Origin of the sequence: Kribbella sp. NPDC050470 (assembly GCF_044458365.1) — a bacterium.
Classification (GTDB): domain Bacteria; phylum Actinomycetota; class Actinomycetes; order Propionibacteriales; family Kribbellaceae; genus Kribbella.
On sequence record NZ_JBITHV010000005.1, the window covers coordinates 87,266 to 111,695 of the forward strand.

Annotated in this window: 27 protein-coding genes; 17 read left to right on the forward strand and 10 right to left on the reverse strand. The window is 69.3% G+C overall.

Annotated elements, in window-relative coordinates:
- Nucleotides 1–35: 35 nt before the first annotated feature.
- Nucleotides 36–701, reverse strand: a complete 666-nt coding sequence (locus ACIBGM_RS15635; RefSeq protein WP_360473910.1) for a response regulator transcription factor — start codon at nucleotides 699–701, stop codon at nucleotides 36–38.
- A gap of 118 nt (nucleotides 702–819) precedes the next feature.
- Between ACIBGM_RS15635 and ACIBGM_RS15640 the strand changes: the two genes are divergently transcribed.
- Together ACIBGM_RS15640 and ACIBGM_RS15645 are read left to right on the forward strand one after the other, a co-directional pair.
- Nucleotides 820–2,880 carry a TRAP transporter permease gene (locus ACIBGM_RS15640; protein ID WP_396385907.1) on the forward strand — a complete coding sequence of 687 codons (2,061 nt, stop codon included), beginning with the start codon at nucleotides 820–822 and terminating at the stop codon, nucleotides 2,878–2,880.
- Complete coding sequence (locus ACIBGM_RS15645) at nucleotides 2,877–3,854, forward strand: TAXI family TRAP transporter solute-binding subunit (RefSeq protein WP_360516110.1); 978 nt, start codon at nucleotides 2,877–2,879, stop codon at nucleotides 3,852–3,854. The genes ACIBGM_RS15640 and ACIBGM_RS15645 overlap by 4 nt, the downstream gene beginning before the upstream one ends.
- Before the next feature lie 199 nt (nucleotides 3,855–4,053).
- Here ACIBGM_RS15645 and ACIBGM_RS15650 read toward each other — a convergent pair whose 3' ends face one another.
- Together ACIBGM_RS15650 and pcaD are read right to left on the reverse strand one after the other, a co-directional pair.
- On the reverse strand, nucleotides 4,054–4,710 hold the full coding sequence (locus tag ACIBGM_RS15650) for a hypothetical protein (protein WP_360516113.1): 657 nt from the start codon (nucleotides 4,708–4,710) through the stop codon (nucleotides 4,054–4,056).
- A gap of 22 nt (nucleotides 4,711–4,732) precedes the next feature.
- A complete protein-coding gene (pcaD, locus tag ACIBGM_RS15655) occupies nucleotides 4,733–5,524 on the reverse strand; it encodes a 3-oxoadipate enol-lactonase (RefSeq protein ID WP_396385908.1) in 792 nt (263 codons plus the stop codon).
- 77 nt (nucleotides 5,525–5,601) lie between these two features.
- Here pcaD and ACIBGM_RS15660 point away from each other — a divergent pair, with 77 nt between their 5' ends.
- Nucleotides 5,602–6,531 carry a LysR family transcriptional regulator gene (locus ACIBGM_RS15660; RefSeq protein ID WP_396385909.1) on the forward strand — a complete coding sequence of 310 codons (930 nt, stop codon included), beginning with the start codon at nucleotides 5,602–5,604 and terminating at the stop codon, nucleotides 6,529–6,531.
- On the opposite strand, the gene ACIBGM_RS15665 is transcribed toward ACIBGM_RS15660, so the two are convergent.
- Nucleotides 6,476–7,279 carry an IclR family transcriptional regulator C-terminal domain-containing protein gene (locus tag ACIBGM_RS15665; protein WP_396385911.1) on the reverse strand — a complete coding sequence of 268 codons (804 nt, stop codon included), beginning with the start codon at nucleotides 7,277–7,279 and terminating at the stop codon, nucleotides 6,476–6,478. The two genes, ACIBGM_RS15660 and ACIBGM_RS15665, sit on opposite strands and share 56 nt — an antisense overlap.
- Nucleotides 7,280–7,406: 127 nt before the next feature.
- Between ACIBGM_RS15665 and ACIBGM_RS15670 the strand changes: the two genes are divergently transcribed.
- The 5 genes from ACIBGM_RS15670 (at nucleotide 7,407) to catC (ending at nucleotide 11,913) form a co-directional block, all read left to right on the forward strand.
- On the forward strand, nucleotides 7,407–7,961 hold the full coding sequence (locus tag ACIBGM_RS15670; protein WP_396385913.1) for a flavin reductase family protein: 555 nt from the start codon (nucleotides 7,407–7,409) through the stop codon (nucleotides 7,959–7,961).
- An 11-nt stretch (nucleotides 7,962–7,972) separates the two neighbouring features.
- Nucleotides 7,973–9,541 carry a 4-hydroxyphenylacetate 3-hydroxylase family protein gene (locus ACIBGM_RS15675; RefSeq protein ID WP_396385914.1) on the forward strand — a complete coding sequence of 523 codons (1,569 nt, stop codon included), beginning with the start codon at nucleotides 7,973–7,975 and terminating at the stop codon, nucleotides 9,539–9,541.
- A gap of 11 nt (nucleotides 9,542–9,552) precedes the next feature.
- Complete coding sequence (catA, locus tag ACIBGM_RS15680; protein ID WP_396385915.1) at nucleotides 9,553–10,398, forward strand: catechol 1,2-dioxygenase; 846 nt, start codon at nucleotides 9,553–9,555, stop codon at nucleotides 10,396–10,398.
- 61 nt (nucleotides 10,399–10,459) lie between these two features.
- Complete coding sequence (locus ACIBGM_RS15685; RefSeq protein WP_360516134.1) at nucleotides 10,460–11,626, forward strand: muconate/chloromuconate family cycloisomerase; 1,167 nt, start codon at nucleotides 10,460–10,462, stop codon at nucleotides 11,624–11,626.
- Between the two features lie 2 nt (nucleotides 11,627–11,628).
- Nucleotides 11,629–11,913, forward strand: a complete 285-nt coding sequence (gene catC / locus ACIBGM_RS15690; RefSeq protein WP_360516137.1) for a muconolactone Delta-isomerase — start codon at nucleotides 11,629–11,631, stop codon at nucleotides 11,911–11,913.
- On the opposite strand, the gene ACIBGM_RS15695 is transcribed toward catC, so the two are convergent.
- The 3 genes from ACIBGM_RS15695 to ACIBGM_RS15705 form a co-directional block, all read right to left on the reverse strand.
- Nucleotides 11,893–12,345 carry a methyltransferase domain-containing protein gene (locus ACIBGM_RS15695; protein ID WP_360516140.1) on the reverse strand — a complete coding sequence of 151 codons (453 nt, stop codon included), beginning with the start codon at nucleotides 12,343–12,345 and terminating at the stop codon, nucleotides 11,893–11,895. The two genes, catC and ACIBGM_RS15695, sit on opposite strands and share 21 nt — an antisense overlap.
- Nucleotides 12,346–12,463: 118 nt before the next feature.
- The gene (mgrA, locus tag ACIBGM_RS15700; protein ID WP_360516143.1) at nucleotides 12,464–13,498 is read right to left on the reverse strand and encodes an L-glyceraldehyde 3-phosphate reductase; all 1,035 of its coding nucleotides are present in this window, start codon (nucleotides 13,496–13,498) and stop codon (nucleotides 12,464–12,466) included.
- A gap of 104 nt (nucleotides 13,499–13,602) precedes the next feature.
- Nucleotides 13,603–14,499 carry an aminoglycoside phosphotransferase family protein gene (locus ACIBGM_RS15705; protein WP_360516146.1) on the reverse strand — a complete coding sequence of 299 codons (897 nt, stop codon included), beginning with the start codon at nucleotides 14,497–14,499 and terminating at the stop codon, nucleotides 13,603–13,605.
- A gap of 271 nt (nucleotides 14,500–14,770) precedes the next feature.
- Here ACIBGM_RS15705 and ACIBGM_RS15710 point away from each other — a divergent pair, with 271 nt between their 5' ends.
- Nucleotides 14,771–16,003, forward strand: coding sequence for a threonine/serine exporter family protein (locus ACIBGM_RS15710; RefSeq protein WP_360516149.1), 1,233 nt, complete (start codon nucleotides 14,771–14,773; stop codon nucleotides 16,001–16,003).
- A 33-nt stretch (nucleotides 16,004–16,036) separates the two neighbouring features.
- On the opposite strand, the gene ACIBGM_RS15715 is transcribed toward ACIBGM_RS15710, so the two are convergent.
- The gene (locus ACIBGM_RS15715) at nucleotides 16,037–17,344 is read right to left on the reverse strand and encodes a threonine/serine exporter ThrE family protein (RefSeq protein WP_396385916.1); all 1,308 of its coding nucleotides are present in this window, start codon (nucleotides 17,342–17,344) and stop codon (nucleotides 16,037–16,039) included.
- A 213-nt stretch (nucleotides 17,345–17,557) separates the two neighbouring features.
- Here ACIBGM_RS15715 and ACIBGM_RS15720 point away from each other — a divergent pair, with 213 nt between their 5' ends.
- Nucleotides 17,558–18,178, forward strand: coding sequence for a flavin reductase family protein (locus tag ACIBGM_RS15720; protein WP_360516155.1), 621 nt, complete (start codon nucleotides 17,558–17,560; stop codon nucleotides 18,176–18,178).
- On the opposite strand, the gene ACIBGM_RS15725 is transcribed toward ACIBGM_RS15720, so the two are convergent.
- On the reverse strand, nucleotides 18,162–19,124 hold the full coding sequence (locus ACIBGM_RS15725) for a hypothetical protein (RefSeq protein ID WP_396385918.1): 963 nt from the start codon (nucleotides 19,122–19,124) through the stop codon (nucleotides 18,162–18,164). The genes ACIBGM_RS15720 and ACIBGM_RS15725 overlap by 17 nt on opposite strands.
- A 129-nt stretch (nucleotides 19,125–19,253) precedes the next feature.
- On the opposite strand from ACIBGM_RS15725, the gene ACIBGM_RS15730 reads away from it, so the two are divergent.
- A complete protein-coding gene (locus ACIBGM_RS15730) occupies nucleotides 19,254–19,790 on the forward strand; it encodes an acyl-CoA thioesterase (RefSeq protein ID WP_360516161.1) in 537 nt (178 codons plus the stop codon).
- On the forward strand, nucleotides 19,787–20,449 hold the full coding sequence (locus tag ACIBGM_RS15735; protein ID WP_396385920.1) for a potassium channel family protein: 663 nt from the start codon (nucleotides 19,787–19,789) through the stop codon (nucleotides 20,447–20,449). The genes ACIBGM_RS15730 and ACIBGM_RS15735 overlap by 4 nt, the downstream gene beginning before the upstream one ends.
- Here the strand turns inward: ACIBGM_RS15735 and ACIBGM_RS15740 are convergent.
- Nucleotides 20,446–21,066, reverse strand: coding sequence for a TetR/AcrR family transcriptional regulator (locus tag ACIBGM_RS15740; RefSeq protein ID WP_396385922.1), 621 nt, complete (start codon nucleotides 21,064–21,066; stop codon nucleotides 20,446–20,448). The two genes, ACIBGM_RS15735 and ACIBGM_RS15740, sit on opposite strands and share 4 nt — an antisense overlap.
- 39 nt (nucleotides 21,067–21,105) lie before the next feature.
- Here ACIBGM_RS15740 and ACIBGM_RS15745 point away from each other — a divergent pair, with 39 nt between their 5' ends.
- The 5 genes from ACIBGM_RS15745 to ACIBGM_RS15765 are packed head-to-tail and all read left to right on the forward strand — an operon-like array spanning nucleotide 21,106 to nucleotide 24,343.
- Entirely contained in the window at nucleotides 21,106–22,014 is a 909-nt protein-coding gene (locus ACIBGM_RS15745) for a DMT family transporter (protein WP_396385923.1), read from the forward strand.
- Nucleotides 21,993–22,478: a MarR family transcriptional regulator gene (locus ACIBGM_RS15750; RefSeq protein WP_360516173.1), complete on the forward strand. Its 486-nt coding sequence runs from the start codon at nucleotides 21,993–21,995 to the stop codon at nucleotides 22,476–22,478. Before ACIBGM_RS15745 ends, ACIBGM_RS15750 begins: the two co-directional genes overlap by 22 nt.
- Nucleotide 22,479: 1 nt before the next feature.
- Nucleotides 22,480–23,706: a glycoside hydrolase family 3 N-terminal domain-containing protein gene (locus tag ACIBGM_RS15755; protein ID WP_396385924.1), complete on the forward strand. Its 1,227-nt coding sequence runs from the start codon at nucleotides 22,480–22,482 to the stop codon at nucleotides 23,704–23,706.
- Complete coding sequence (locus ACIBGM_RS15760) at nucleotides 23,703–24,041, forward strand: DUF202 domain-containing protein (RefSeq protein ID WP_360516179.1); 339 nt, start codon at nucleotides 23,703–23,705, stop codon at nucleotides 24,039–24,041. Before ACIBGM_RS15755 ends, ACIBGM_RS15760 begins: the two co-directional genes overlap by 4 nt.
- Nucleotides 24,038–24,343 carry a DUF202 domain-containing protein gene (locus tag ACIBGM_RS15765; protein ID WP_360516182.1) on the forward strand — a complete coding sequence of 102 codons (306 nt, stop codon included), beginning with the start codon at nucleotides 24,038–24,040 and terminating at the stop codon, nucleotides 24,341–24,343. Before ACIBGM_RS15760 ends, ACIBGM_RS15765 begins: the two co-directional genes overlap by 4 nt.
- Nucleotides 24,344–24,430: the final 87 nt, after the last annotated feature.

Consider the following 24,430-nt stretch of genomic DNA (forward strand, 5'->3'; position numbering starts at 1 on the left):
GGCACGAGCGATTGCAGCAGGCGACGGCGCAACGGTCAGTCCGAACCCAGGCGGTAACCGACACCGCGGATGGTCTGGACCAGCTCGGGCCGGCCGAGCTTGGCGCGCAGGCTGGCGACGTGCACGTCCATGGTGCGCGACGAGGCCTCGAAGACGGACTGCCACGCGTACAGGGCGACCTGTTCGCGCGGGACCACCCGGCCGTGGTGGGCGGCCAGCACAGCTAGCACGTCGAACTCCTTGCGGGTCAGGGCGATGGGCTTGTCCGCGACCTGGACGGTCCGGGCCTCGATGTCCACGGTCAGGTCGCCGACGGTCACCCGGGGGCGGGGCTGCAAGAGGCCGGTACGACGAAGTACAGCATCGATCCGGGCCAGCAGCTCGGATATCGCGAACGGTTTCACCACGTAGTCGTCGGCGCCGCTGCGCAACCCGCGGACACGGTCGGCCGCCTCGCCGCGCGCGGTCACCGCGATCACCGGCACGTCCGACACCGTGCGGATCTGCCGGCACACGTTGATACCGTCCCCGTCCGGCAGGCCGAGGTCCAGCAGGACCAGGTCGCCGGGGTCCGCCGCGAGGGCGTCCGCGGCCGTCCGGACGTGCGTCACCATCAGGCCGTAGCGCCGCAACGCGGGTATCAGGGCATTCGCGATATCGAGATCGTCCTCGACCAACAAGATCCTGACCGCGCCACTCATGCGGTGATCGTAGGCCAGGAGACGCTCATGTGTGTCAGATCTTGGTAAAGACGTAATCACGCGACTCCACGCAGTGTTCGGCAACATTAGCCTTCCGGGCACAGGAAGGAACCGGTGGATGACTGTCGGTATCGGTACGGGGGGCCGCTCGGCCGCGCCCTCCGACGAAGAACTCGCCGAGTACGAGCAGGAACGCCCCGCTCGGCGGCTTCGGCCTGCCCTGAACCTGGGGATTTCGGTCTGGTGCGCAATAGTCAGCGTCGGCGTGTTGCTGCAGGTGTTCTTCCCTCTACCACAAGGCACCCAGTTTTACCTGGTGATCTTTCTCGCAGCCGTTCTGCCGATCACGCTGCTCTGTTACCGGGGCTGGAAGGTCCCTCCGTTCCTCAACCCGTTCAAGAGCCGGCCGCACGACGACCCCGGGATCACCGACTGGATCCTGGCCGGGCTCGCGTTCGCGGTCTGTGTCTACCCACTGCTCGACTTCGACGGTTACCTGGAACGCCGGCAGGCGCCGACGGCTCTGGACGTGGTGGTCGGCGCACTGCTGCTACTACTTCTGCTCGAGGCATGCCGTCGTACCACTGGATGGGTCCTGCCGGCCTTCAGCCTGCTGTTCATCGCCTACGCCTACTACGGCGGCTACCTGCCCTACACGTGGTCGCTCGCGCACCAGGGCTTCAACTTCGACGCGATCATCGCGCAGTTCACCATGGGCACGGCCGGGTTCTACGGGACGCCGTTGGCCGTAGCTGCCAGCTACATCGTGCTGTTCACGATCTACGGCGCCGTACTGGACTACTCCGGTGCCGGCAAGTTTTTCATCGACCTGTCGTTCGCCGCTTTCAAGCGCAGCCGTACGGCGCCCGGCCGCACGGTCACGCTGGCCGGCTTCCTGCTGGGCAGCGTCTCGGGTTCGGGTACGGCGACCGCGGTCTCGCTCGGCACGGTGTCGTGGCCGATCCTGCGGCGGGCCGGCTACCCGGCCGAACCGGCAGGCGGGATGCTCGCGGCCTCGGGCATCGGCGCGATCCTGTCGCCGCCGACCCTCGGAGCGGCGGCGTTCATCATCGCCGAGTTCCTGCAGGTGTCCTACCTGACCGTCCTCGGGTACGCCGTCATCCCGACCATCCTGTACTACCTGGGCATCCTGCTCGCGATCGAGATCGACGCCCGCCGGCACGGAACCAGGTCGGCGGAGACGTCGCAGGACTCGGCCCTGCGGCTGCTGCTGCGGTTCGGGTACCACTTCCTGTCGTTGTTCGTGATCATCGGCTTCATGGCGGTCGATGTGCCGCCGTTCAAGGCCGTGGTCTACGCGGTGGTCGTCCAGTTCGCGCTGTCGTTCCTGGACCGTGAGCACCGGCTGACTGCCAAGCCCTTCTTCAAGGCGCTTGCCCAGGGCACCCGTTCGGTGCTGCCGGTGGCGGCGACCTGTGCGACCGCCGGCGTGATCGTCGCGGTCACCACGCAGACCGGGCTCGGACTGAACCTGGCCGAGATCATCGTCGGCGCGGCCCGCGGGCTGACCGACAACCACACCGTGGTGCTGATCCTGACCGTGGTGCTGTCTGCGTTCGCCGTCCTGATCCTCGGCCTCGCGGTGCCGGTGACGGCGTCGTTCATCATCGCCGCGGTGATCATCGCGCCGGCGCTGGTGCAGCTCGGGGTGACACAGCCCGAGGCGTACATGTTCATCTTCTACTACGCCGTGCTGTCGGAGGTGTCGCCGCCGACCGCGCTGGCTGCGGTGGCGACGTCCGCGATCACCGGCGGCAAGGTGATGCCGACGATGTGGCAGGCGTGGAAGTACACGCTGCCCGCGTTCCTGGTGCCGTTCGCGTTCGTGCTCACCGACAACGGCGCGCACCTGCTCGGCCAGGGCGCCTTCGGCGGCATGCTGTGGACGTTGGCGGTCTCGATGCTGGCCGTCGCGGCGCTCGCGGTGGTGACCGGCGGCTGGATCGTCGTGCAGACCGGCTGGCTCGAGCGGGCCGTCTGCGTGCCGGCCGCCGTACTGCTGCTTTACCTCGCGCCCGTAACCATCACGGCCGGAATCTGTTTGCTACTTGTTGCCGTCGCCATCAACCTGATCCGGCGCTCACGCGGTACAAACGCTGACCCCACCCCGCCGCCCCGGTCAGGGGCCGGACCAACGGAAGGATCCGTCGCTTCATGAGAATCCGTCGCCTCCCTGCCGCCCTGGTGGCGCTCGCCGCATCCGTCTCCCTGGTCGCCTGTGGGGGCCAGCGGGAACCGTCCGGATCCGGCTCGGCCGACGGCGGGCGGCTGACCATTGCCACCGGCAACACCACCGGCGTCTACTACCAGCTCGGCGGCGCGCTGGCGTCGCTGATCTCGCAGAAGGTCTCCGGCTACCGCGCGACGGCGAGCGAGACCGGCGCCTCGGTGCAGAACGTGCAGGGCCTGGTCGCGGGGAACTACGACATCGCGTTCTCGCTCGGCGACACCGCCGCCGACGCAGTGAAGGGCGAGAACAGCTTCCAGCAGCCGCAGGACGTCGTCGCCCTGACCCGGCTCTACAACAACTACACCCAGGTCGCGGTGCGGACGTCGGCCAATATCAACTCGATCGCCGACCTCAAGGGCAAGCGGGTCTCGACCGGCTCACCGAACTCGGGCACCGAGGTGATCGCCCGCCGGCTGCTCGAGGCGGCCGGTCTCGACCCGGCTAAGGACGTCACCGCGCAGCGGCTCGGCCTGCCGGAGTCGGTGGACGCGATGAAGTCCGGCTCGATCGACGCACTGGTCTGGTCCGGCGGCCTGCCGACCGGCGGCATCACCGACCTGACCACGAGCATGGGCAAGAACGTGAAGCTGATCCCGATCGTCGACCTGCTGCCGAAGATGCAGGAGAAGTACGGCCCGGTCTACAGCCAGGCGCCGATCCCGGCGGCGACGTACAAGCAGCCGGCCGACGTCCCGACCATCGTCGTGCCGAACGTGCTGCTGGTCCGCAAGAACATGAAGGACGACCTGGCCGAGCAGCTCACCAAGGTCGTCTACGAGAACAAGCAGGCCCTGGTCGCGGTGAACGCGGCGGCCAAGGGCATCGAGATCGCGAACGCCGACCAGACCGACCCGGTGCCGGTGCACCCAGGCGCGAAGAAGGCGATCGACGGGTTGAAGTAACCGGACCGTCCTCCCCCGCACACCAGGCGCAGCGGGGGAGGACGTCAGGTCCCACCCTCGCCAACCAGGCGCAGCGAAGGCGGGACCGAGCCGGCTCTCACAACCAGGCGCAGTGAGAGCAGGCAGGCCGGGCCCGGCCCTCCGGAGGCATCCGGAGGACGCCGGGCCTGGTCACTTCCCAGGCCGTGTCCGACGCGGCCTACTTGGCGTCTTCCTCGGTCTCCGGCAGCGGCGTGCCGTAGAGGTAGTGCGACAGCGCCGAGTCGCGCTTCGGGTGCACGTGGTACTTCGTCGGTACGACGCGGCCCTCGGCGCTGTCCCACGCGGTGTCGGCCATCCGCCACATGCGATGCGCGAGGCGCCCGGCCATACCGGTGTGTGGCGAGTACGGGTGTGCCCGGGTCGGAGCCACCTCTTCGGCTTCCAGCAGCTCCTCGGTCAGCGTGTTGACCTCGGTGTCGTCCATCTGCTCGCTGAGCCGCTGGCTGTACGCGGTCTCCATGAGCTCGTGCTGGGCGAGCAGCCGGTCGATCGAATGCCACACCTCGTCCGACGACAGGTCCTGCATGCGGCTGTCGCCGTACTGGCGTCCCTTCAGGAATCGCAGCGACCGCTCCAGCTCCTTGGCGTTGCCGACGTACCTGGTGACCAGGTCGTCGCCGTCGGGCAGGCGGCGGACGTGCGGGAGGAGGACGTCCTCGGCCGCGGCGAGGTGCTGGGCTGCGATGGCGTAGAACCAGTCGGTCTGATGCCTGCGCTCCGGGTGCGCGGCGGCCGGATGCTGAGCCGGACCGGCCAGCTCACGAATCCGGGCGTGTTCGTAGGTCAGGGCCAGTTCGAGCGTCGAAGCGGTCATGACAACCACCTCCAGGGGGTCTTCAATCCAGCGTGTGCCCATCCACCGCAGAGTGCAACCGCCGCAGGTGGTCGGTGACGGCCGGCGTGATCACGTCGGCGCGCTCGGCGCTGGCGAGGTGCGCGGCCCGCGGTACGACGAGCAGTCGGCCGCGCTGGACCGTGGTCGCGATGTGCTCCAGATGATGCGGTGGAGTGGCCGGATCGTCGGCGCCGGCGATCGCCAGCGTGGGCGCCGAGATGGACGGCAGATCGGGCCGGAGATCCATCGTCGCGATCATTTCGCAGCAGGCCGCATAGCCTTCTCTCGACGTCGATCCGACCATCTTCTCCGCCTCGGCCCGGAGCTCCTCGTGGCGCTCGGTGGTGAACCAGCGTCGTACGACGGTCTCGGCAACCGCCTGTGCACCTTCGGCTCGGACGGTGGCGGCGCGGTCGGTCCACAGGTGCGCGGGCTCGAGACGTGGGCCGGTGCAGAGCAGCACGAGGCGGTCGATCCGTTCCGGGGCGCGGGCGGCCAACCGCATACCGGTCATGCCGCCGAGCGAGAGACCGACGAAGTGGACCAGGTCGAGGCCGAGGTGGTCGAGGAGGGCGATGACGTCGTCCGCGAGGTCGTCGATGGTGTACGGGCCGGGCGGCGCGGGTGAGCGGCCGTGGCCGCGGGTGTCGTACCGGACGACGGTGAAGTGCTGCCCCCACTCGGCCAGGTTGGCGTCCCACATCGCCCAGGTGGCGCCGAGGGAGTTGGACAGCACGACGACCGGCCCGTCGGCCCGCCCGCTGACGACGTGGTCGACCGGGACAGCGCTCATCCCCCGACAGTAGGAGTCCGGACCGAGAGGGAGAAGTATCCATTTCGGCTCGATCAAGACTCTGCGAGTATGAATCCGTGGAACTGCGGCATCTGCGGTACTTCGTCGCCGTCGCCGAGGAACGGCACTTCGGCCGGGCGGCGGCACGGCTGCACATGGCCCAGCCGCCGTTGTCGCAGCAGATTCGCCAGTTGGAGGACGAGCTCGGCCTGCGGTTGCTGCGGCGGACCACTCGGCGGGTCGAGCTCACCGCGGCGGGGGAGGCGTACCTCGTGCGGGCGCGGGAGATCCTGTCAGCGGTCGCGGTTGCGGGTCTCGAGGCGCAGCGCGTCGCGGCCGGATCGCAGGGTCGGCTCGTGATCGGGTGCGTGGGCTCGGCGACGTACAGCCTGCTGCCACCGCTGGTGCGCAAGCTGCACGAGGAGCTGCCCGGTGTCGAGGTGGCTGTCCAGGGGGAGATGCTGGCGCCGGCTCAGGTTGCCGCTCTGCATGCGGGGCAGATCGATCTGGCCTTGCTGCGCCGGCCCGTCGACGAGGCGGGACTGCGGTTGGAGACGATACGGGCCGAGCGGCTGATCGTCGCCGTACCGGATGGGCATCCGTTGGCGTCGCGGAAGCGAGTGCGCTTGCGGGACTTGGCGGACGAGGACTTCGTGATGCATGCGGGTGGTGGCCGGTCCGCGCTACAGGGGACCGTGCTGGCGTTGTGCCGGGAGGCGGGGTTCGAGCCTCGGGTTCGGCACGAGGTTGCCGAGACGTCGACGCTCGTGACGTTCGTGGCGGCCGGACTAGGTGTGGCGCTGGTGCCCGCGCCGGTCGCGGAGCTCAGGGTGCCGGGGGCCGCGTATCGGCCGTTGACCGGTCGCGCTCAGGTCGAGTTGGTGGTCGGGACGCGCGCCGATGACGACGCTCCACATTTGCTGCGTGCGCTCGACGTACTGACGGCTCTGGTCAGAAGAAGCCATCGCGGGCCGGGATCACCGGACGCGGGTTCCCGACCAGCTTGAGGTCGTCGGTGATCGCCGCGGCGGTCTCCAGCATCAGGGGTACGACGGTGGCCACCACCTTCTCAGCTGTCATCCGCCCGGACGTCGTGGAGTAGGCGAGCGCGGCGAGGACGCCGCCGCGCGGATCGCGGACCGGGACTGCCGCCGACAGCAGGCCGTCCTCGAGCTCGGACTCGACCACCGCGAAGCCCTGCGTGCGGACCTTGTGGAGTGAGTCGCGGTAGACCGTGGGATCCGTGATCGTCCGCTGTGCGAGCCGCGGCAGGCCGGCCGCAATGACTGCGTCGACGACCGCGGAGTCCGCCCACGCGGTGAGGATCCGGCCCATCGAGGTCGCGTACGCCGGAACGCGGCTGCCGACGTCCACGGCGACACTCATGATCCGGCGCACCTGGACACGGGCGACGTACACGACCTCGGTCCCGTCGAGCTGTGCCAGCGACGCGGATTCCTGGGTCGCCTCGGCGAGTCGGAGCAGGTGGGGTTGCGCGGTCTCCACGAAGCCGTGGGTGGCGGCGTAGTGCTGTCCGATGGTGAGCACGCGTGGGGTCAGCGACCACCGGCTGCCTTGCGCGGCGACGTACCCGAGTCGTTGCAGGGTGAGCAGGATCCGGCGGACCGCCGGACGGGAGAGCCCGGTCGCGGTGGCGAGGTCGGCCAGGGTCGGCGTCGGGTGGTCGGCGTCGAACGCGAGCAGGACGGCGAACCCGCGCTCGATGCTGCGGATGAAGTCACGCTCCTCACTCATGGCGGTCATTCTCGCAGCCTCCTTCTTTTGTAGTTGAGCTCTTGACAGTCGGCTGTCGCCGACGTCATGGTGAGCCGTACGCACCGCGTACAGATTGTACGCACAGCGTACAAAGAGGTGACGCACGATGGACTCACGAGAGCTCCGCAACGCCTTCGGCCAGTTCGCCACCGGCGTGACCGTGGTGACCTGCGTCAGCGACGACGGCGGTCCGCACGGCGCCACCGTGAACGCCTTCACCGCCGTCTCGCTCGAGCCGGCCCTGGCCCAGGTCACGCTGACCCGGTCCTCGAAGGCCTGCCAGTACCTGGCCGGCAAGCCGTTCGCGATCAACGTGCTCGCCGACGACCAGCTCGACGTCGCCTGGCACTTCGCCGGGCGGCCCGCCGACCGCACGCCCGGCTGGGTCGACGGTCCGCTCGCTCCGCTGCTCGAGGGCGCGGCCACGACGATCTCGTGCCGGCCGTGGCGGACGTACGACGGCGGCGACCACCTCATCGTGATCGGTGAGGTCGCCGCGGTCGCCATCACCGCCCGGGACCCGCTGCTGTTCCACGGCGGCCGGTTCCGCTACCTCGGACCGGTCGAGTCCCACTGGTCCGGATCCCTCGACTGCCCCGACCGCGGCTGGTTCGACGCCAGCGCCGTCTTCACGCCGCTCGCCGCGGCGGCCCACGCCTGAAAGGACCTTCCATGACCACGACCACGGCTGCCTCGGTCGAGCAGGACACTGCGCCGACGACGCGCCCGATGACCGGCGCCGAGTACCTCGACTCGATCCGCGACGACCGGGAGATCTGGATCTACGGCGAACGGGTCAAGGACGTCACCGAGCACCCGGCGTTCCGCAACCCCACCCGGATGACCGCCCGGCTGTACGACGCCCTGCACGACCCGGCCACCAAGGACGAGATCACCGTCCCGACCGACACCGGCAACGGCGGCTACACGCACCCGTTCTTCCGGACCCCGCACAGCTCGGCCGACCTGCAGAAGGACCGGGTCGCGATCGAGCACTGGGCCCGCCAGACCTGGGGCTGGATGGGCCGCAGCCCCGACTACAAGGCCAGCTTCCTCGGCACCCTCGGCGGGAACACCGACTTCTACGCGCCGTACGAGGAGAACGCGAAGCGCTGGTACAAGGAGTCGCAGGAGAAGGTCCTGTACTGGAACCACGCGATCATCAACCCGCCGGTGGACCGCAACCTGCCGCCGGACGAGGCCGGCGACATCTTCATGCGGGTCGAGAAGGAGACCGACGCCGGCGTGATCGTGTCCGGCGCGAAGGTGGTGGCGACCGGCTCGGCGATCACCAACTACAACTTCATCGCGCACTACGGCCTGCCGATCAAGAGGAAGGAGTACGCGCTGATCTGCACGGTGCCGATGAGCGCTCCTGGTGTGAAGCTCATCTGCCGGCCGTCGTACACCATGCAGGCCGACGTGATGGGCAGCCCGTTCGACTACCCGCTGTCCAGCCGGATGGACGAGAACGACACCATCTTCGTCTTCGACAAGGTGCTGGTGCCGTGGGAGAACATCTTCCTGTACGGCGACGTCGACAAGATCAACGGGTTCTTCCCGCAGTCCGGGTTCATCCCGCGGTTCACGTTCCACGGCTGCGTCCGGCTCTCGGTGAAGCTGGACTTCATCGCCGGTTTGTTGCTCAAGGCACTGGAATGCACCGGGAGCAAGGACTTCCGCGGGGTGCAGACCCGGGTCGGCGAGGTGATCGGCTGGCGGAACCTGTTCCGCGCGCTGGCCGACGCGATGACGATGAACCCGGACCCGGGCCCGAACGGGACCGTGCTGCCGAAGCTGGACTACGGCCTGGTCTACCGGCAGTTCATGATCAGCGGCTACCCGCGGGTGAAGGAGATCATCCAGCAGGACGTGGCGTCCGGGCTGATCTACCTGAACTCCAACGCGGTCGACTTCAAGACCCCCGAGGTGCGCCCGTACCTGGACCGCTTCGTCCGCGGTTCCAACGGGTACGACGCGGTCGAGCGGACCAAGCTGATGAAGGCGCTGTGGGACGCGGTCGGCACCGAGTTCGGCGGCCGGCACGAGCTGTACGAGCGCAACTACTCCGGCAACCACGAGAACGTGAAGGCCGAGATCCTGTTCGCCGCCGAGGCCCAGGGCGAGACCGCCGCGATGAAGGGCTTCGCCGAGACGATGCTCGCCGAGTACGACCTGGACGGCTGGACCGTCCCCGACCTGATCAACCCCACCGACGTCAGCCGGATCCTGAATCGCTGAAGGAGCGCATCATGACTACTGTGCAGGATTCCCCGACCGCCGCCGGCTCCGGCGCGAGTGCGAGCTCGAACTTCAAGGCGAAGGCGCTGGCCGACGCCGGGTCGTCGCCCGAGCGCGTGAGTGCGGTGGTGACCGCCGTACTCCAGGGCGTGCATGCGGCGATCCGCGAGCACAACGTCACCTATCCGGAGTTCCAGGCCGCGAAGGCGTGGCTGATGGAGGTCGGTGAGGTCGGTGAGTGGCCGCTGTTCATGGACGTGTTCGTGGAGCACGTGGTCGAGGAGGTCGCGGCCACGTCGCAGCGCGGGACGCTCGGAACGATCGAGGGCCCGTACTACCTGCCCGACCAGGTGCGGCTCGACGCGTCCTGCGAGCTTCCGCGTCGGCCGGACGAGAAGGGCGAGCCGCTCGTGCTGAGCGGTCAGGTCCGGGACCTCGACGGGACGCCGCTGGCCGGCGCCGAGGTGGACATCTGGCACGCGGACGCCGACGGCTACTACTCGGGGTTCGCGCCGCACCTTCCGGACGGGAACCTTCGGGGCACGGTGGTGACCGACGGCGATGGCCGCTTCGCGATCCGGACCGTGCAGCCGGCGCCGTACCAGATCCCGACCGACGGGCCGACCGGCAAGCTGATCGAGGCCGCCGGGTGGCATCCGTGGCGTCCGGCGCACCTGCACCTGATGGTGCGGGCGGACGGGCACCGGACGATCACGACGCAGCTGTACTTCGCCGGTGGTGAGTGGCTGGACTCCGACGTCGCCGAGGCGACCAAGCCCGAGCTGATCCTCGACCCGGTCGACGACGGCGCCGGCACCCGGCGGGCGACGTACGACTTCGAGCTCGAGCCGGCCTGATCCCCGCCACGTTCCCTGCTACTTCGTCGTTCTCTGCTACTTCGTTGTGAAAGGCACCATTGTGTCCAGCTCCGAGACCTCCGTGTCCGAGGACGACCTGGTCGTCGAGCGGCTCGAGACCGTCATCATCGACGTGCCGCTGCGGCGCCCGCACAAGTTCGCCCGGGTCACGATGACGGCGCAACCGGTCCTGCTCGCGTTCGTCCACACCCGCGGCGGCGTGGTCGGCGTCGGTGAAGGCGTGGTGCCCGGCGGGCCCTGGTGGGGCGGCGAGTCGGTCGAGTCGATGAAGGTCACCCTCGACACGTACGTCGCCCCGCTGCTGCCCGGCGCCCGCGTCGACCGGATCGAGGCGGTGTGGCGGGACATCGCGGACCACGTCAACGCCAACCTGTACGCGAAGACCGCGGTCGAGGTCGCCCTGCACGACGCGTGGGCGCGGACGTTGGGTGTCCCGGTCCACACGTTGCTGGGCGGCCTCGCCCGGACGAGCATCGACGTGACCTGGGCGCTCGGCGCCGAGCCCGAGGAGGTGGTGGTCGAGGAGGCGCTGGGCAAACTGGAGTCCGGTGAGCACAAGACCTTCAAGCTCAAGATGGGTGCTCTCGACCCGGAGGCCGACACCCGCCGGATCTGTGCGATCGCCGAGAAGCTGGGCGGGTCGGCCGGCGTCCGGGTGGATCTCAATGCTCGGTGGGATCTGAGCACTTCCCGGACCTATCTGCCGCGCCTTGCGGCGGCCGGTGTCGAGCTCATCGAGCAGCCGGTGCCGGGGGAGCAGGTGGAGGCGCTGGCCGAGCTCAACGCGCTGCTGCCGATCCCGGTGATGGCGGACGAGAGCCTGCGTACGCCGGTCGACGCGCTCCGGCTGGTGCAGCTGCGCGCGGCCGACGTGTGGTCGATGAAGACGACGAAGGTCGGCGGACTGCGGCGGGCCCGGGACATCGTCGCGATCGCTGCCGCGGCGGGGATTCCGTGTCACGGTGGCACCTCGATCGAGACCGGGATCGGGACGGCCGCCTCGTTGCAGCTGGCATGCGCGGCGCCGGGGGTCACGTGGGGCAGCGAGCTCTTCGGCCCGAAGCTGTTCGCCGAGGAGATCCTTCGTACGCCGTTGCGCTACGCGGACGGCGCGTTGCACCTGCCGGACGGGCCGGGGCTCGGTGTCGAGCTCGACCTGGATGCGGTTGCGGCGCTTCGCCGTACCGGGCTGAGTCGGGAGGACTGAGCATGCTCTTCCATGTCCGGATGGACGTCTCGCTGCCGCCGGATCTCGATCCGGAGGTGCGGGCCGACTTGGTCGCGCGGGAGAAGGAGCGGGCGCTGGAGCTGCAGCGCGCCGGTGTGTGGCCGCAGTTGTGGCGGATCGTGGGCGAGTACGCGAATTTCAGCGTGTTCGACGTCGACTCCAACGACACCTTGCACTCGGTGCTGTCCAGCCTGCCGCTGTTCCCGTACATGCGGATCCAGGTGACACCCCTGGCCCGCCACCCGTCAAAGCTGGACCTCCCGTAGCGGGTCGCCACCGTCGACGAAGAACCGCCCACCCGGCCTCAACACCGCTGCGATCCGCCGCCGGGCCTCCTGCTCCAACTCTGGGTGCCGCCCGTCCAGCGCCCCCACCCGCACCGCGAACACCAGGTCGAACCCCGCCTCACCCGGGCCCAACTCCAACTCCTCGACCGCCACCTGCCGAAACCCCAACACTCCAGCGGCAATCAGCTCCCCCGACCCCGCCTCGGCCAACCGAACCGCGTTCCCCGACCGATCAACCCCCAGCACAAACCCACCCGACCCGGCCGACCCACCCGCGCCGCCGGCCACTCGCCGAGCCACCTCCCGCGCCGCAGCGCCTGGCCCACACCCAACCTCCAGCACGCGCATCCCCACCCGCAGCGGCAACGCCTCGACCACTGCCAAGAGCCGTCCCGACAACCCCTCACCCACAAGACCACCTCCAAGTAGCCATCTTGCAGGCACCCAGCTGGATCCCTGGTAACTGAAACGCCCGGGTTCGACCTTGTCGGTCGAACCCGGGCGGGGTATCGCGGGTAATGCAGGGGCGTCAGGCGTCGGAGCTCTTCTTCCAGAGGTTGATGCCGGCTTCGACGGCGTCGGCGTCGATGGCCTCGAGCTCCTCGGGGGTGAACTTGAGGTTGTTCACCGCGGCCAGGTTGTTCTCGAGCTGGGCGACGCTGGAGGCGCCGATCAGGGCGCTGGTGACGCGGTCGTCGCGCAGCGTCCAGGCGAGGGCGAGCTGGGCGACGGACTGGCCGCGTTCCTTGGCGATCTCATTCAGCGCGCGGACGTGCTTCAGCGTGTCCTCGGTGAGCGAGTCCGGGTTCAGCGACTTGCCCTGCGCGGCGCGGGAGTCCGACGGGACGCCGTCCAGGTAGCGGTCGGTGAGCACACCCTGCGCCAGCGGCGAGAACGCGATCACGCCGACCCCGAGCTCACCGACGGTGTCCAGCAGGTCCTCCTCGATCCAGCGGTTCAGCATCGAGTACGACGGCTGGTGGATCAGCAGCGGGGTCCCGAGCTCCTGCAGGATCCGGGCCGCCTCCCGGGTCCGGTCCGCCGAGTACGACGAGATCCCGGCGTACAGCGCCTTGCCCGAGCGGACCGCGGCGTCCAGCGCGCCCATCGTCTCCTCGAGCGGGGTGTCCGGGTCGAACCGGTGCGAGTAGAAGATGTCGACGTAGTCCAGGCCCATCCGGCTCAGCGACTGGTCCAGCGAGGCGAGCAGGTACTTCCGCGACCCGCCGCCCTGGCCGTAGGGACCCGGCCACATGTCGTAGCCGGCCTTGGTCGACAGGATCAGCTCGTCGCGGTACTTGGCGAAGTCGCGGGCGAAGTGCGTCCCGAAGTTCGTCTCCGCGGAGCCGTACGGCGGACCGTAGTTGTTGGCCAGGTCGAAGTGCGTGACGCCGAGGTCGAACGCCCGGCGCAGGATGTCGCGCTGCGTGGCGAACGGCTTGTCGTCGCCGAAGTTGTGCCACAACCCGAGCGAGATCGCCGGCAGCATCAACCCGCTGCGCCCCGTCCGCCGGTAGGCCATCTGGTCGTCGTACCGGTCCTGAGCGGCTACGTAATCAGTCACGAGACCTCAGTCTGCCTCATGTCACGACAAGTTCAAACCCCCTTGTTTTACAGCAGAAACCCGATCACTGACACCCAGAACCCGGCCTTCTTGATCAGGCTGGGTCAGGTCAGGGCCGACCAGGGCGCAGGCGGGTTGGTGGTGACGAACCTCAGAAGGGCCAGGATGCGGCTCGCCGGGGGTGCGGTCCAGTGGCGCTGGCCGGGCCAGGGGTTCGCCGTCAGTTTGCCGAGGCCCCAGTGCAGGTGGAACCAGAGGGTAGCCGCGGCTACCTCGTCCTCCCGCGCGGCCGGGCGTCCGGTGCCGGAGGTGCAGGTCCGGCGGATGTAGTCGGGGAGGATGGCGGCGACCTGCTCGAGGGGGAGTTTGGCGAAGTCCATGGCGCGGGGTGCCCAGGCCGCGTCGCCCCAGTCGATCAGGGCCCGGAGCTCGCGGTCCGGCCCGGCGAGAAGGTTGTGCGCGGCAACATCTCCGTGGATCAGCACCTTCGGCTGGTTCCGGTCGAACCGGTCGGCCAGCCGGGTGAACCAGTCGCTCAGCCAGTTCGCCGTCTCGAGGTCGAGGTAGCCGCGTTCCGCCAGATCGTCGACCGTCTGCCACGGATCGCGACTGTCGTCCTGCGGTACGCCGGGAAGGTCGGTCTCCTCGATGCCGTGCAGCACGGCCAGTTGCTCCGCCAGGCCGGCCGGCACCTCGGTCGGCTCGATCCCGTGCACGCGTTCCATCACGACGTACGGCGCATCGATCAGCCCTCGGCTGTCGTCGTACTCGACGATCGCCGGAGTCAGGACGCCGGCCGACCGCGCGACGGGGACGACGCCGGCCTCCTTCTGCAGGTCGTCCTCGAATCCCGGTCGCGCGACTCGGAGGAACAATGCGTCGCCGAGCACGAATCCGCGGTTGGCGACGCCACCCGCCACCTCGGTCACCTGCTCCGGCGAAGCGCCATGCCGCCGGCCTATCTCGGTGACACGGCCCAGGAACTCGTCGTCCACGCCCACTTGGACCTCCCTCGTCGTCGCGTGATCCGCCCCATGATCCTTGTGCCGCGGGTCGTCCGCAGTGGGTGAGGCTGCTGCGGGGCGTCCGGCCTACCGTTGGTTCCGGCTCCGCCTGGTCACGGGGAAGGAAGCGCATGGGCAACGACGCAGTGCAGGTCAAGAGCAGGGCGGGTGGGGTGCCAGCGGCCACATGTGAGCGCAGCCGACAGACCGACCGAGGCTCTGTTCCTCCGGTGCCACGCTGCCATGGGTAGCTGAGATCGGCGGCGACGTGACCGCGTTCGACGTCGTGCTCCGCGTCGCCCGGCTCGCCCTGGAGTCCAGTGCCGAGGGCGTCGAGACGCTGGAGCGCTCAGTCGCGAAGGTCGCCTCGGCCTACGGCGTCGGTGTTGACCTGGTCGTCCTTCCCGAGCAGATCGTTCTGACCGAGCGGTCGTCCGGGGAAGTCGGCCGGGCGGCGGTGGTGCGGGCGGCCCCCGGTATCTTCCGGCTCGACCGGGTCGCTGCCCTCAAGCGCTTTCTCGTCCAGGCAGAGCATCAGCCGATGAACCCCGACGAGGCGTGCCGTCGCCTCGACGCGATCGCGCAGTCGAAGCCCCGTTGGCCCGCGTGGGCGCGGGTGCTCGGGGTAGCGCTGTTCGCGGCGGGGTTCGCCCCGAGTGTGGTGGCGACCTGGGGCGAGGCGGGCGCGGCCGCCCTCTTGGGCCTGGTCATGGGCTTGCTCGTCGTCCTGACCGCCGGGCGCCCCCTGGAGGGGCTGCTCCCGTTCTTCGGAGCCTTCATCGTGACGACGCTGGGGCTCACCGTGATGTCGGGCCTCGCCCAACGCACGGGCGTAACGCTCATGGTGCTGCCGGCACTGTTCATCGTGGTCCCCGGCGACACCCTGTCCGCAGCCGCCGCAGAGCTTCTGGGCGGCCGGCTCACCGCGGGGTCGATCCGGCTCGTGTTCGGGTTCGTCACCCTGGGCCTGATCGTGATCGGCATCGTCGCGGCAACCGGCGTCACCGGCAGAGGAGACGCGCTCGTCGAGACGCTGCCTGCGCCGGAGCTTCCCTTCGTCATCATCCTGGCCGGGTGGGTGGTGTTCTCCCTCGGCCTGGTACTCGCGTTCAACGCTGAACCCGGCGTGCTCGTCTGGCTGGTGCCCGGCGTCATCGGCACCTTCCTCGTCCAGCAGGGAGTCACCTACCTCGCCGGTGCGGTCATCGGCACACTCGTGGCCGGTGCCGCCCTCGGTGCCTGCGCCAACCTGGTGGGCGCACACCCCCGACGCCCCCCGCGCCTCGTCCTGCTGCTGGGCGGGTTCTTCGTCCTCACGGTTGGCGGGCTCGGCGTCCGGGGCGCAACCTCGCTGCTCGGCGGAGACGTAGTGACCGGGCTGGAAAACCTGGCGGACTTCGCCCTCCAGGTCCCCACCGTCGCCCTGGCGATCGCGGCCGGGGTCATTCTCAGCGACCACTGGCAACGACAGAGCCGCCCCGCTGTGGCCTCCAACTCGTGACCCTGTTCGTGCGTCGCCCGCCGTGGGTGCAGGCTACGTGTTGTGGGCACCACGACGCCGGAACGCGCCGACCATGCGTGGGCCCGCGAGCCGGGTCTCCAATCGACGCGCCTCACGCTTGAGCGGCCGTGCCAGGTACTGACCGAGGATCACGCCAGCTGCGAGCGCCAGCGCGGTGGCGAGCGCGGCGGCCAACTCGATCACGCCGTCCTTGCCCTCCGCAAAGAGAGCGAGACCGCGGTAGATGTCGAGTCCCGGCAGGAGCGGCACGATTGCGGGGACCACCACGACAAGCGGCGGGGCCCGGAAACGACCTGCGACGAGATAGCAGACTGCGCCGATGGTGACGGCAGCGACCGCCGAACCCCAGGTTCGGCCGACGTCAGAGCTGTCGACGGCCAGCAGGACCCCCTGCCCGAGCGCCGCGACCAGTGCCACCGCCACCACGGCGCGCAGCGGTGCGTACGACGCGAACGCGAAGGCCGCAGCGGCCAGGGCGGCGCCGAACACGGTGACCCCGACCTCCGCCAGGCCGGCCGCGCCGGGAGTGAAGGCTGTCAGGCCCACCCCGAGGAGGTCGCCGACGGTGAGCCCGGCCCCCACCCCGGCGATGATGCCCGCGGTGTTCAGCACGGCGTCGATCAACCGGGCACTGGCGGTGACCGGGAAGCCGTTCAGGGCGTCCTGGGTGGCACCCATGATGCCGACTCCCGCCAGGAGCATGACGATCCCTGTGGTGACCACGCGGGACGGGTCCACGTCGAGCTCCGTGGCCGAGGCGGTGACCGCGATGAGTGTGGCCACGAAGCCTCCCGCCGCATGCTGGTAGAAGGCCGGGATGCGGTGCAGGGGCAAGAGCAGTTGGGTTCCGTCGATCGCGCAGGCCGCCACAAAGGCGAGCAGGCACACGAGCGGGCTGCCGCCCAGCGTGAGCGCGATGCCACTTCCCATCAGGCCCCAGGCGAGGGTCACCGCCCAGCGGCGCCGGCGGTGGCCGGTGGAAACGATCCGGGAAAACCGGTCACGAGCCTCGGACCGGGTGATATCTCCGGCGACGAGGCTGCTCACCGTCTCGTCGACCTCGATCAGCTTCGCATAGTCGAGCGGGCGCCAGGTCACCCGGCGAACCTGAATGGCGGCGGGCGCGTGGCTGGTCGGCTGGTGCCGGAGGGTCAGGTCCACGAACGTCACGTCCGCGGTCACGTCGCGCACCCCGCACGCCCGGGTCACCTCCAGCATGGCCGCCGCCACGTCGGCTGCCCCGGCCCCGGACGACAGGAGGACCTCGCCGACGCGCAGCGCCAGATCGAGCGTTTCGTAGACCTCGCGTCGCTCCGTCATGTCCCTGTTCCGATCACGGCACCGAGGCACGCCACACGTGTGGAGCACGACGTACGGCACTGGCCAGGTGGCCATCGTCGGAGTCTCAGGCCCCTGCGTCATCGTCCGGTGCGGGTGATTGACCGGGCCATGCCCCCTTCGTCGTCGCGTGGTCCGTCCCACGATCCTCGTGCCCGGGCGCGATGCGTCCTCCGCATTTGATGTACTGCGGGCGTGCGTGTCGATCTGGATCCGGAAGCGCTCGGGCGGCGGGAGTTCTACGCGGTGCTGAACTCCGTGGTGGTGCCCCGGCCGATCGCGTGGGTGTCGAGCCGGTCCGCCGACGGCGTGCTGAACCTCGCGCCGCATTCGTTCTTCACCGTGGCGTGTGTGCAGCCGCCGATGGTGCAGTTCACCTCGGTCGGGCGGAAGGACAGCCTGAACAACGTCGAGTCGACCGGCGAGTTCGTGGTGAACTTCGCGGCAGAACCGCTGTTCGAGCAGATCAACGCGACCGGGACGAACTTCCCGGCGGAGATCTCCGAGTTCGAAGCCGTCGGGCTGACCACCGAACCGTCCCGCACCGTCGCCGTGCCCCGGGTTGCGGAGTCCCCGGTGGCCATCGAATGCACCCTCCACACCACCCTCGAACTGGGCGACTCGACCGTCGTGATCGGCCGGGTCCGCCACCTCGCGGTCGACGCCGCGGTGATGGTCGACGGACACCCGGAGGTCCGGCTGCTGCGCCCGTTGGCCCGCCTGGGCAAGGACGAATGGTCGACCCTCGGCGAGATCCGCGACATCACCCGAATCCGCCACTCCGACTGGCCTGGTCACTTCACACCACCGGCCTAGCAGCGGGTGGGGGCTCTTTGCGGGCGACCACCTTGGCGAGGGCGTCGAGTTGAGGCGACAGGCGGAGCGGGGTGCGGTCGGGGGACGACGTGGTGGCGGGATGCCACTCGAGGGTGGGCGTGACCAGGTGGACGTCGGGGGACAGTGGCCCCGGATCGTTGGTGTAGGAGCGGGCCGCGAGGTTGAGCATCAGGCCCAGGGCCGGGATGACGGACAGGTCGCGGATCACGTGGATCAGGAGCAGGTCGCGGGCGGGGACGGCGGCGAGCACGCCGTACTCCGGAAGCTCGAGGTGGAGGGACTCGCGCAGGACGGTGTCGAGGACCAGGGCCCGGGACGCGGAGAAGATGCTGCCGGTGACCAGCGCGATGGTGATGCCGTCGTGCTCGACGTACTCGACGTGGTCCTCGAGACGACGCAGGTTGGCCAGGCCGACACGCTCGGCATCCGACCAGGTCAGCCCGAAGTCACCCGGGTCGAGGTACATCGTCACAACGCCGTCCTGTGCAGTGGCGGGCACGGACAGCAGGCCGGGCAGGTAGTCCACCCGGTCCGCGCCCCACTCGCCGGGGAGCGAGCGGCGCGGAACGAGCCGCTGGATCAGCTCCCGCTCTGGATCGTCGGGCGGCCGAGGCGGACCGTGGCGCAGGCGGTGCAGCACCTGGGTGAAATGGTCCTCGATCAACTCCGGCCAGCGATTCTCGGCGTGTTTGGACACCCGGCGGGCCAGGTTGCTCAGGCCGAGCACCGGGCTGTCCGCGGTCGGTGCGACCGGGACGAGAGCCGCGCCGCCCTCGTAGGTCAGGTCGAGGCCGAGGTGGGCTGCGGCGGTCATGCCGAGCCGCACGAACCGCGCGGCCTGGCCGCGGGTGAGCGGGATCAGGACCGGGTGGGGCCGGTCGGAGTGGTTGCCTTGGGCACGTTCGGTGGAGCTGTCGATGGTCATCGTGGCCACCTCCTCGGCAGAGAAAGTACGAGGAATGGCACCCGTTCCGGCCGGTCTTTCCGAACCTGTGGACAACCGCCCGGGATAGTCTGCGGCAACACCCGTCGGATCCCGGAGGAGACGAGCAGGATGACCAGCACGCCGTCGTCGCGGCCTACCTCGGTGACCCGGTTGTCGCTGTCGCACATCACCGCCCAGAACGAGACCAACCTGCTGGGCACCGTGCACGGCGGCGTGATCATGACGCTGGTCGACTCGGTCGCCGGCGTGGTCGCGGCGCGGCACTCCGGTGGGGCCGCGGTGACCGCGTCGATGGACGAGATGACGTTCCTGGTGCCGGTCCGGGTCGGCGACGTGGTCCACTTCAGCGGCCAGGTCAACTGGACCGGACGCAGCTCGATGGAGGTCGGCGTACGGATCACGGCCGACCGGTGGGACTCCGTCGGGCCGGAGGTGCACGTGGCGTCGGCCTACCTGGTGTTCGTCGCGGTCGACGCGGACGGGAAGCCCCGCGAGGTCCCGCAGGTCATGCCGGAGACCGACGAGGACCGCCGCCGGCTGCGCGAGGCCGAGATCCGCCGCAGCCACCGCCTCGCCCGCCGGGCCGCGATCATCGCCTCCCGCGAAGAAGACGCAGAGCGGGCAGCTGAAGGCGACACCAAATGACCTGGTTCGCCAGCGCGCGACGACATCCTTCGGCGGTCCTGCTGCTCGTGCAGTTGCTGGGTGTCCTGGTCTACCCGGCCATGGAGGGCTCCCGCGGCGGCCGCGTCGCGTTCGAGATCCTCGGCATCTTCGTGCTGGTGCTCGCGATCTTCTCGGTCCGCTCCACCCCCGGCCTGACCTGGGTCAGCATCGGCCTGGGCATTCCGGCCGTGGTCCTCTCGCTGGTCGACGCCTTCAATCCCACGCAGCCCGTCGTGGCCATCTCCGCCGTACTGCATGCGGCCTTCTACTTCTACGCCGCCTACAGCCTGCTGCGGTACATGCTGGCCGACCACGAGGTCAGCACGGACGAGCTCTACGCGACCGGTGCGACCTTCACCTTGGTGGCTTGGGGGTTCGCGTACGTCTACACCTTCGTGCAGGTGCTGGTGCCAGGCAGCTTCATCGCGGCACTCGACCCCGCCAGCGACCGGACCTGGATGGAGTTGCTGTTCCTCAGCTTCACCACACTGTCCAGCACCGGCCTCAGCGACGTCGTCCCGGTCACAGCCTGGGGGAGGTCGGTCGTCATGCTCGAGCAGCTCGCAGGACTCGGGTACGTCGCCATGGTCGTGTCCCGCCTGGTCGGACTCACCATCACCAGGCGAAGCAGCACCTAAGCCCTGGGCCAGCCGGCCAGCAAGTCCGCGGCAGCCCGCTGAGCCACCTCTGGCGCGTGCGGCATCGCAGCCACCCGGTAGGTGACGAGCGCGCCCTCGTGGAGGATCAGGAGACGGTCCGCGAGCTCGGACGGGTCGGCGAGACCGGCCAGCGTCGCCTGGGCCTCGAACTCGGCCCGCATCCACTGCTTCTGCCCGACGATGACCGGCATCGCCGGATGGTCGGGGGACGCGAGCTCGACGCTGGCGTTGATGAAGCCACATCCGTTCCGCGCGCCCGCGACCCAGTCCGTCAGCGCCGCGAACAGCGCCAGGATCACGTCTTCCGGCGTCGCTGGACGCCGGACTGCGAGTTGCTCATCCAGGAATTCGTGCCACACCCGGTCGCGTCGCTCCAGGTACGCCGCAATCAACCGGTCCTTCGAGCCGAACCGGTCGTACAGCGTCTTCTTCGTCACGTCGGCCGCCAACGCGATCGTGTCGACGCCGACCGCCCGGATGCCCTGCTCGTAGAACAAGGTCGACGCCGCGACCAGGATCCGCTCGCCGGCCGGCGTCAGCCGGGTGGCCTCCGGCACGCGGCGGTCCACGAGCAGTCTCACCTGCTGATCGAGCATACTGACAGTATACCGACCGGTGTGGTTACTCTCCCGATCATGACCACTGTGACGCTCCCGGTACGGCGGACGCGCTACCTCCCGTTGATCGCGGGCGCAGGCTTCGTCGTGCTCTGGAGCTGCGGCTTCATCGGCGCGCGCTGGGGCACCGAGTACACGAACGCCTTCGACCTGCTCGCCTGGCGGTTCCTGGTCGCAGGCGCGGTCGGAGCGGCAATCCTGGCCGTACGGCGACCGACGATCAGTCGTGCGGACCTGGCCACCCAGGTGTGGATGGCCTTCCTCACGCAGTGTGTGTACCTCGGCCTGATCTTCACCGGCATCGACCACGGCATCTCGGCCGGAGTGACCGCGCTCATCGGCTCACTGCAGCCGCTGCTGATCGCCACAGTCGCCGGACCGCTGCTCGGGGAGCCGGTCAGCCGGCGTCAGTGGATCGGTCTCGTCATCGGTGTCGTCGGAGTCGGTCTGGTCGTGGCAGACGACTTGCACGGCTCGCCGTTGCTGTTCCTGCTGCCGTTCGGTGGCCTGCTCGGCCTTGTCATCGGCACCTGCCTCGATCGCCGTCGCAAGCCCAGCACGAGCTCACTCGACGCGCTCTGCCTGCAGAGCGTCGTCTCCGGTGTGTTCTTCATCGCACTGGCTGCGTCGACCGACCAGCTGACGGTCCCGCACGAACCAGGGTTCTACGGTGCCGTGGTCTGGCTGGTGCTGCTGGCAACAGGTGGTGGCTGGGGGCTCTACCTGGTCAACCTCAGGCTGTCCGGTGCGACCCGCATCAGCAGCCTGCTCTATCTGGTGCCGCCGACCACGATGGTGTTCGCCTTCGTGATGTTCGGCGAGACCATCGGACCACTTGCCGTGATCGGCATGCTGGTGTGCGCGCTCGCCGTACTCCTGATCAGGTGGAACGCTACGCTGCGGGGATGGCGGAACCCCGGTGGCTGAACGAGAAAGAGCAGCACGCGTGGCGCGCGTTCATCGCGGCGCAGCGTGTGGTGAACACCCGGATCGAGCAGCAGCTGCAACGCGACGCAGGGATACCGCACACCTACTACGAGATCCTGGTCCGGCTGTCCGAGGCGCCTGACGGCCGGCTGCGGATGAGCGAGCTAGCCGTGGCCACGCAGGGATCGCGCAGCCGCCTCTCGCACGCGGTCAACCGGCTCGAGCAGGCCGGTTGGGTACGGCGGGAGGGCATCGAGTCGGACCGCCGTGGCCAGGTCGCGATCATGACCGACCTCGGACGGCAGAAGCTGGTCGAGACCGCGCCCGGTCATGTCGAGGAGGTCCGCAAGGCGATCTTCGACGCGCTGGACGACGATCAGGTCGAGCACCTCTACGACATCTGCGCGACGTTGGCCAGGCACTCGGGTGACACGGTCGACCGCGCCGCCTGGGAGCGCCGCTGACATGCAGCGCACTGCAGTAGCCGTCCTGCTGACGGCGCTCCTGCTGACCGGCTGCAGCGACACCGACGAACCCACCGCCGGCCCCAGCACAGTGCCGTCATCGTCAGTGCCGATCGCCCGCGAGCCAACCCCGACCCCCACCCCAACGCCGACACCAACCCCTACGCCAACGCCGACGCCGACTCCGGTCAGCTGTGTAGACCAGAAGCTGCAGGCGCTCACGCTGAGGGAGCAGGCGGCCCAGCTGATCATGACCGGCATCAGCGCGAACGGCATGACGTCGTCCCAGCGGCCCATCGTGCAGAAGCAGAAGCCCGGCGGCATCCTGCTGCTCGGCAGCGGCGGCAGCCTCTCCCACACGCGTACGGCGATGGCCACCGTCAACTCAGCCGCCACGGTCAAGGGCATCCGCCCACTGATCGCCGCCGACCAGGAAGGCGGTCAGATCCAGCGGCTGAAGGGCTCCGGCTTCGACCGCATCCCCTCAGCGACTGTGCAAGGCGGCTGGTCCAGCTCCAAGCTCACCGCCGAGGCCGAGGGGTGGGGGAACCAGCTCAAGCGGGCAGGGGTCAACGTAGACCTCGCGCCGGTGGCCGACGTCGTACCAAGCTCGCAGAAGGACAGTAACGCTCCGATCGGCGAGCTGGACCGTGAGTACGGCAACACGCCGGAGGAGGTCGGGCCGCCGGTGCAGGCATTCGTCCGCGGCATGCAGCAGGCCGGCGTGATGACGTCGGTCAAGCACTTCCCGGGACTCGGGCGCGTGCGCGGCAACACCGACTTCTCGTCCGGAGTGGTCGACAATGTCACCGTCCGCGGTGACGCGAACCTGCAGCCGTTCGCCGACGGGCTCGAGGCCGGCGCCGACATGGTGATGATCGCCACAGCCACCTACACCAAGATCGACCCGAGGAACCGCGCGGTGTTCTCGCCGACGGTCATCCGGGGAATGGTGCGCGGTGACCTGAAGTGGGCCGGTGTGGTGATCACCGACGACGTCGGGGCGGCTGCCGAGGTGGCGTCGGTGCCGGCGGGTCAACGGGCGACCCGATTCGTCGCGGCCGGCGGGGACATCGTCATCAACGCCACGGCCGGGCTGACCGCCACGATGGTGAACGCTCTGGTCTCCAAGGCCGAGCAGGACAAGGCCTTCGCCGCGCAGCTGACGAGTAGCGTGAGGCGTGTGCTGACACTCAAGGAGAGCCACGGCCTGGTGAGCTGCGGATGACAGAGGAGCAGGAACCGGACTACCGCTTCACGCTGGCGAACGAACGCACGTACCTGGCGTACTTGCGGACGTCGCTGGCCTGCTACGCGGGCGGGCTGTCCGCAGTGCAGTTCCTCGACCTCGGCCCGGATCGCTGGCCGGCCCGCATCATCGGTGTGGTTCTGGTCACTGCAGGCATCGTCACCACGGCCGGCGCCTTCCGCCGCTGGCAGCAGAACCTGACCGCCATGCGCAACGGCGGCCGGCTCCCGGTGACCAGGCTCCCAGTGGTGCTGGGGGCAACGATCATCGTGGTCGGCCTGATCGGCCTGGTCTTCAGCCTGTGGCGGGAATGAACCGCGATCCCGGGCTGCAGCCGGAGCGGACCCTGCTCGCCTGGCGGCGGACTGCGCTCGGCCTGATTGCGAACGGGATCCTCTTGCTTGCCTCCGGCCACGGTACGTCGGACGTCCGCACCGGCCTCGGCGTCGTCGTACTGGTCCTGTCGCTGGCCTGCTGGGCCGCGGTGAGCGCCGTCTACCGCCGTACGAAGGGCGCGCCGGTGCATGCCCTCGGCCACCAACGGGTGCTCCGGGCGGCAGCCGGTCTGGTGCTCGTGGTGGGGCTTTTCGACCTCTACGCCGTGCTCACGCGCTGAGACCGATCGGTTACTCGCCGGTGGTGTCCAGGCAGCCGAGTTCACCGCGACGCGGTACGTTGGCCAGGCGGATGCCGCGTCAACGGT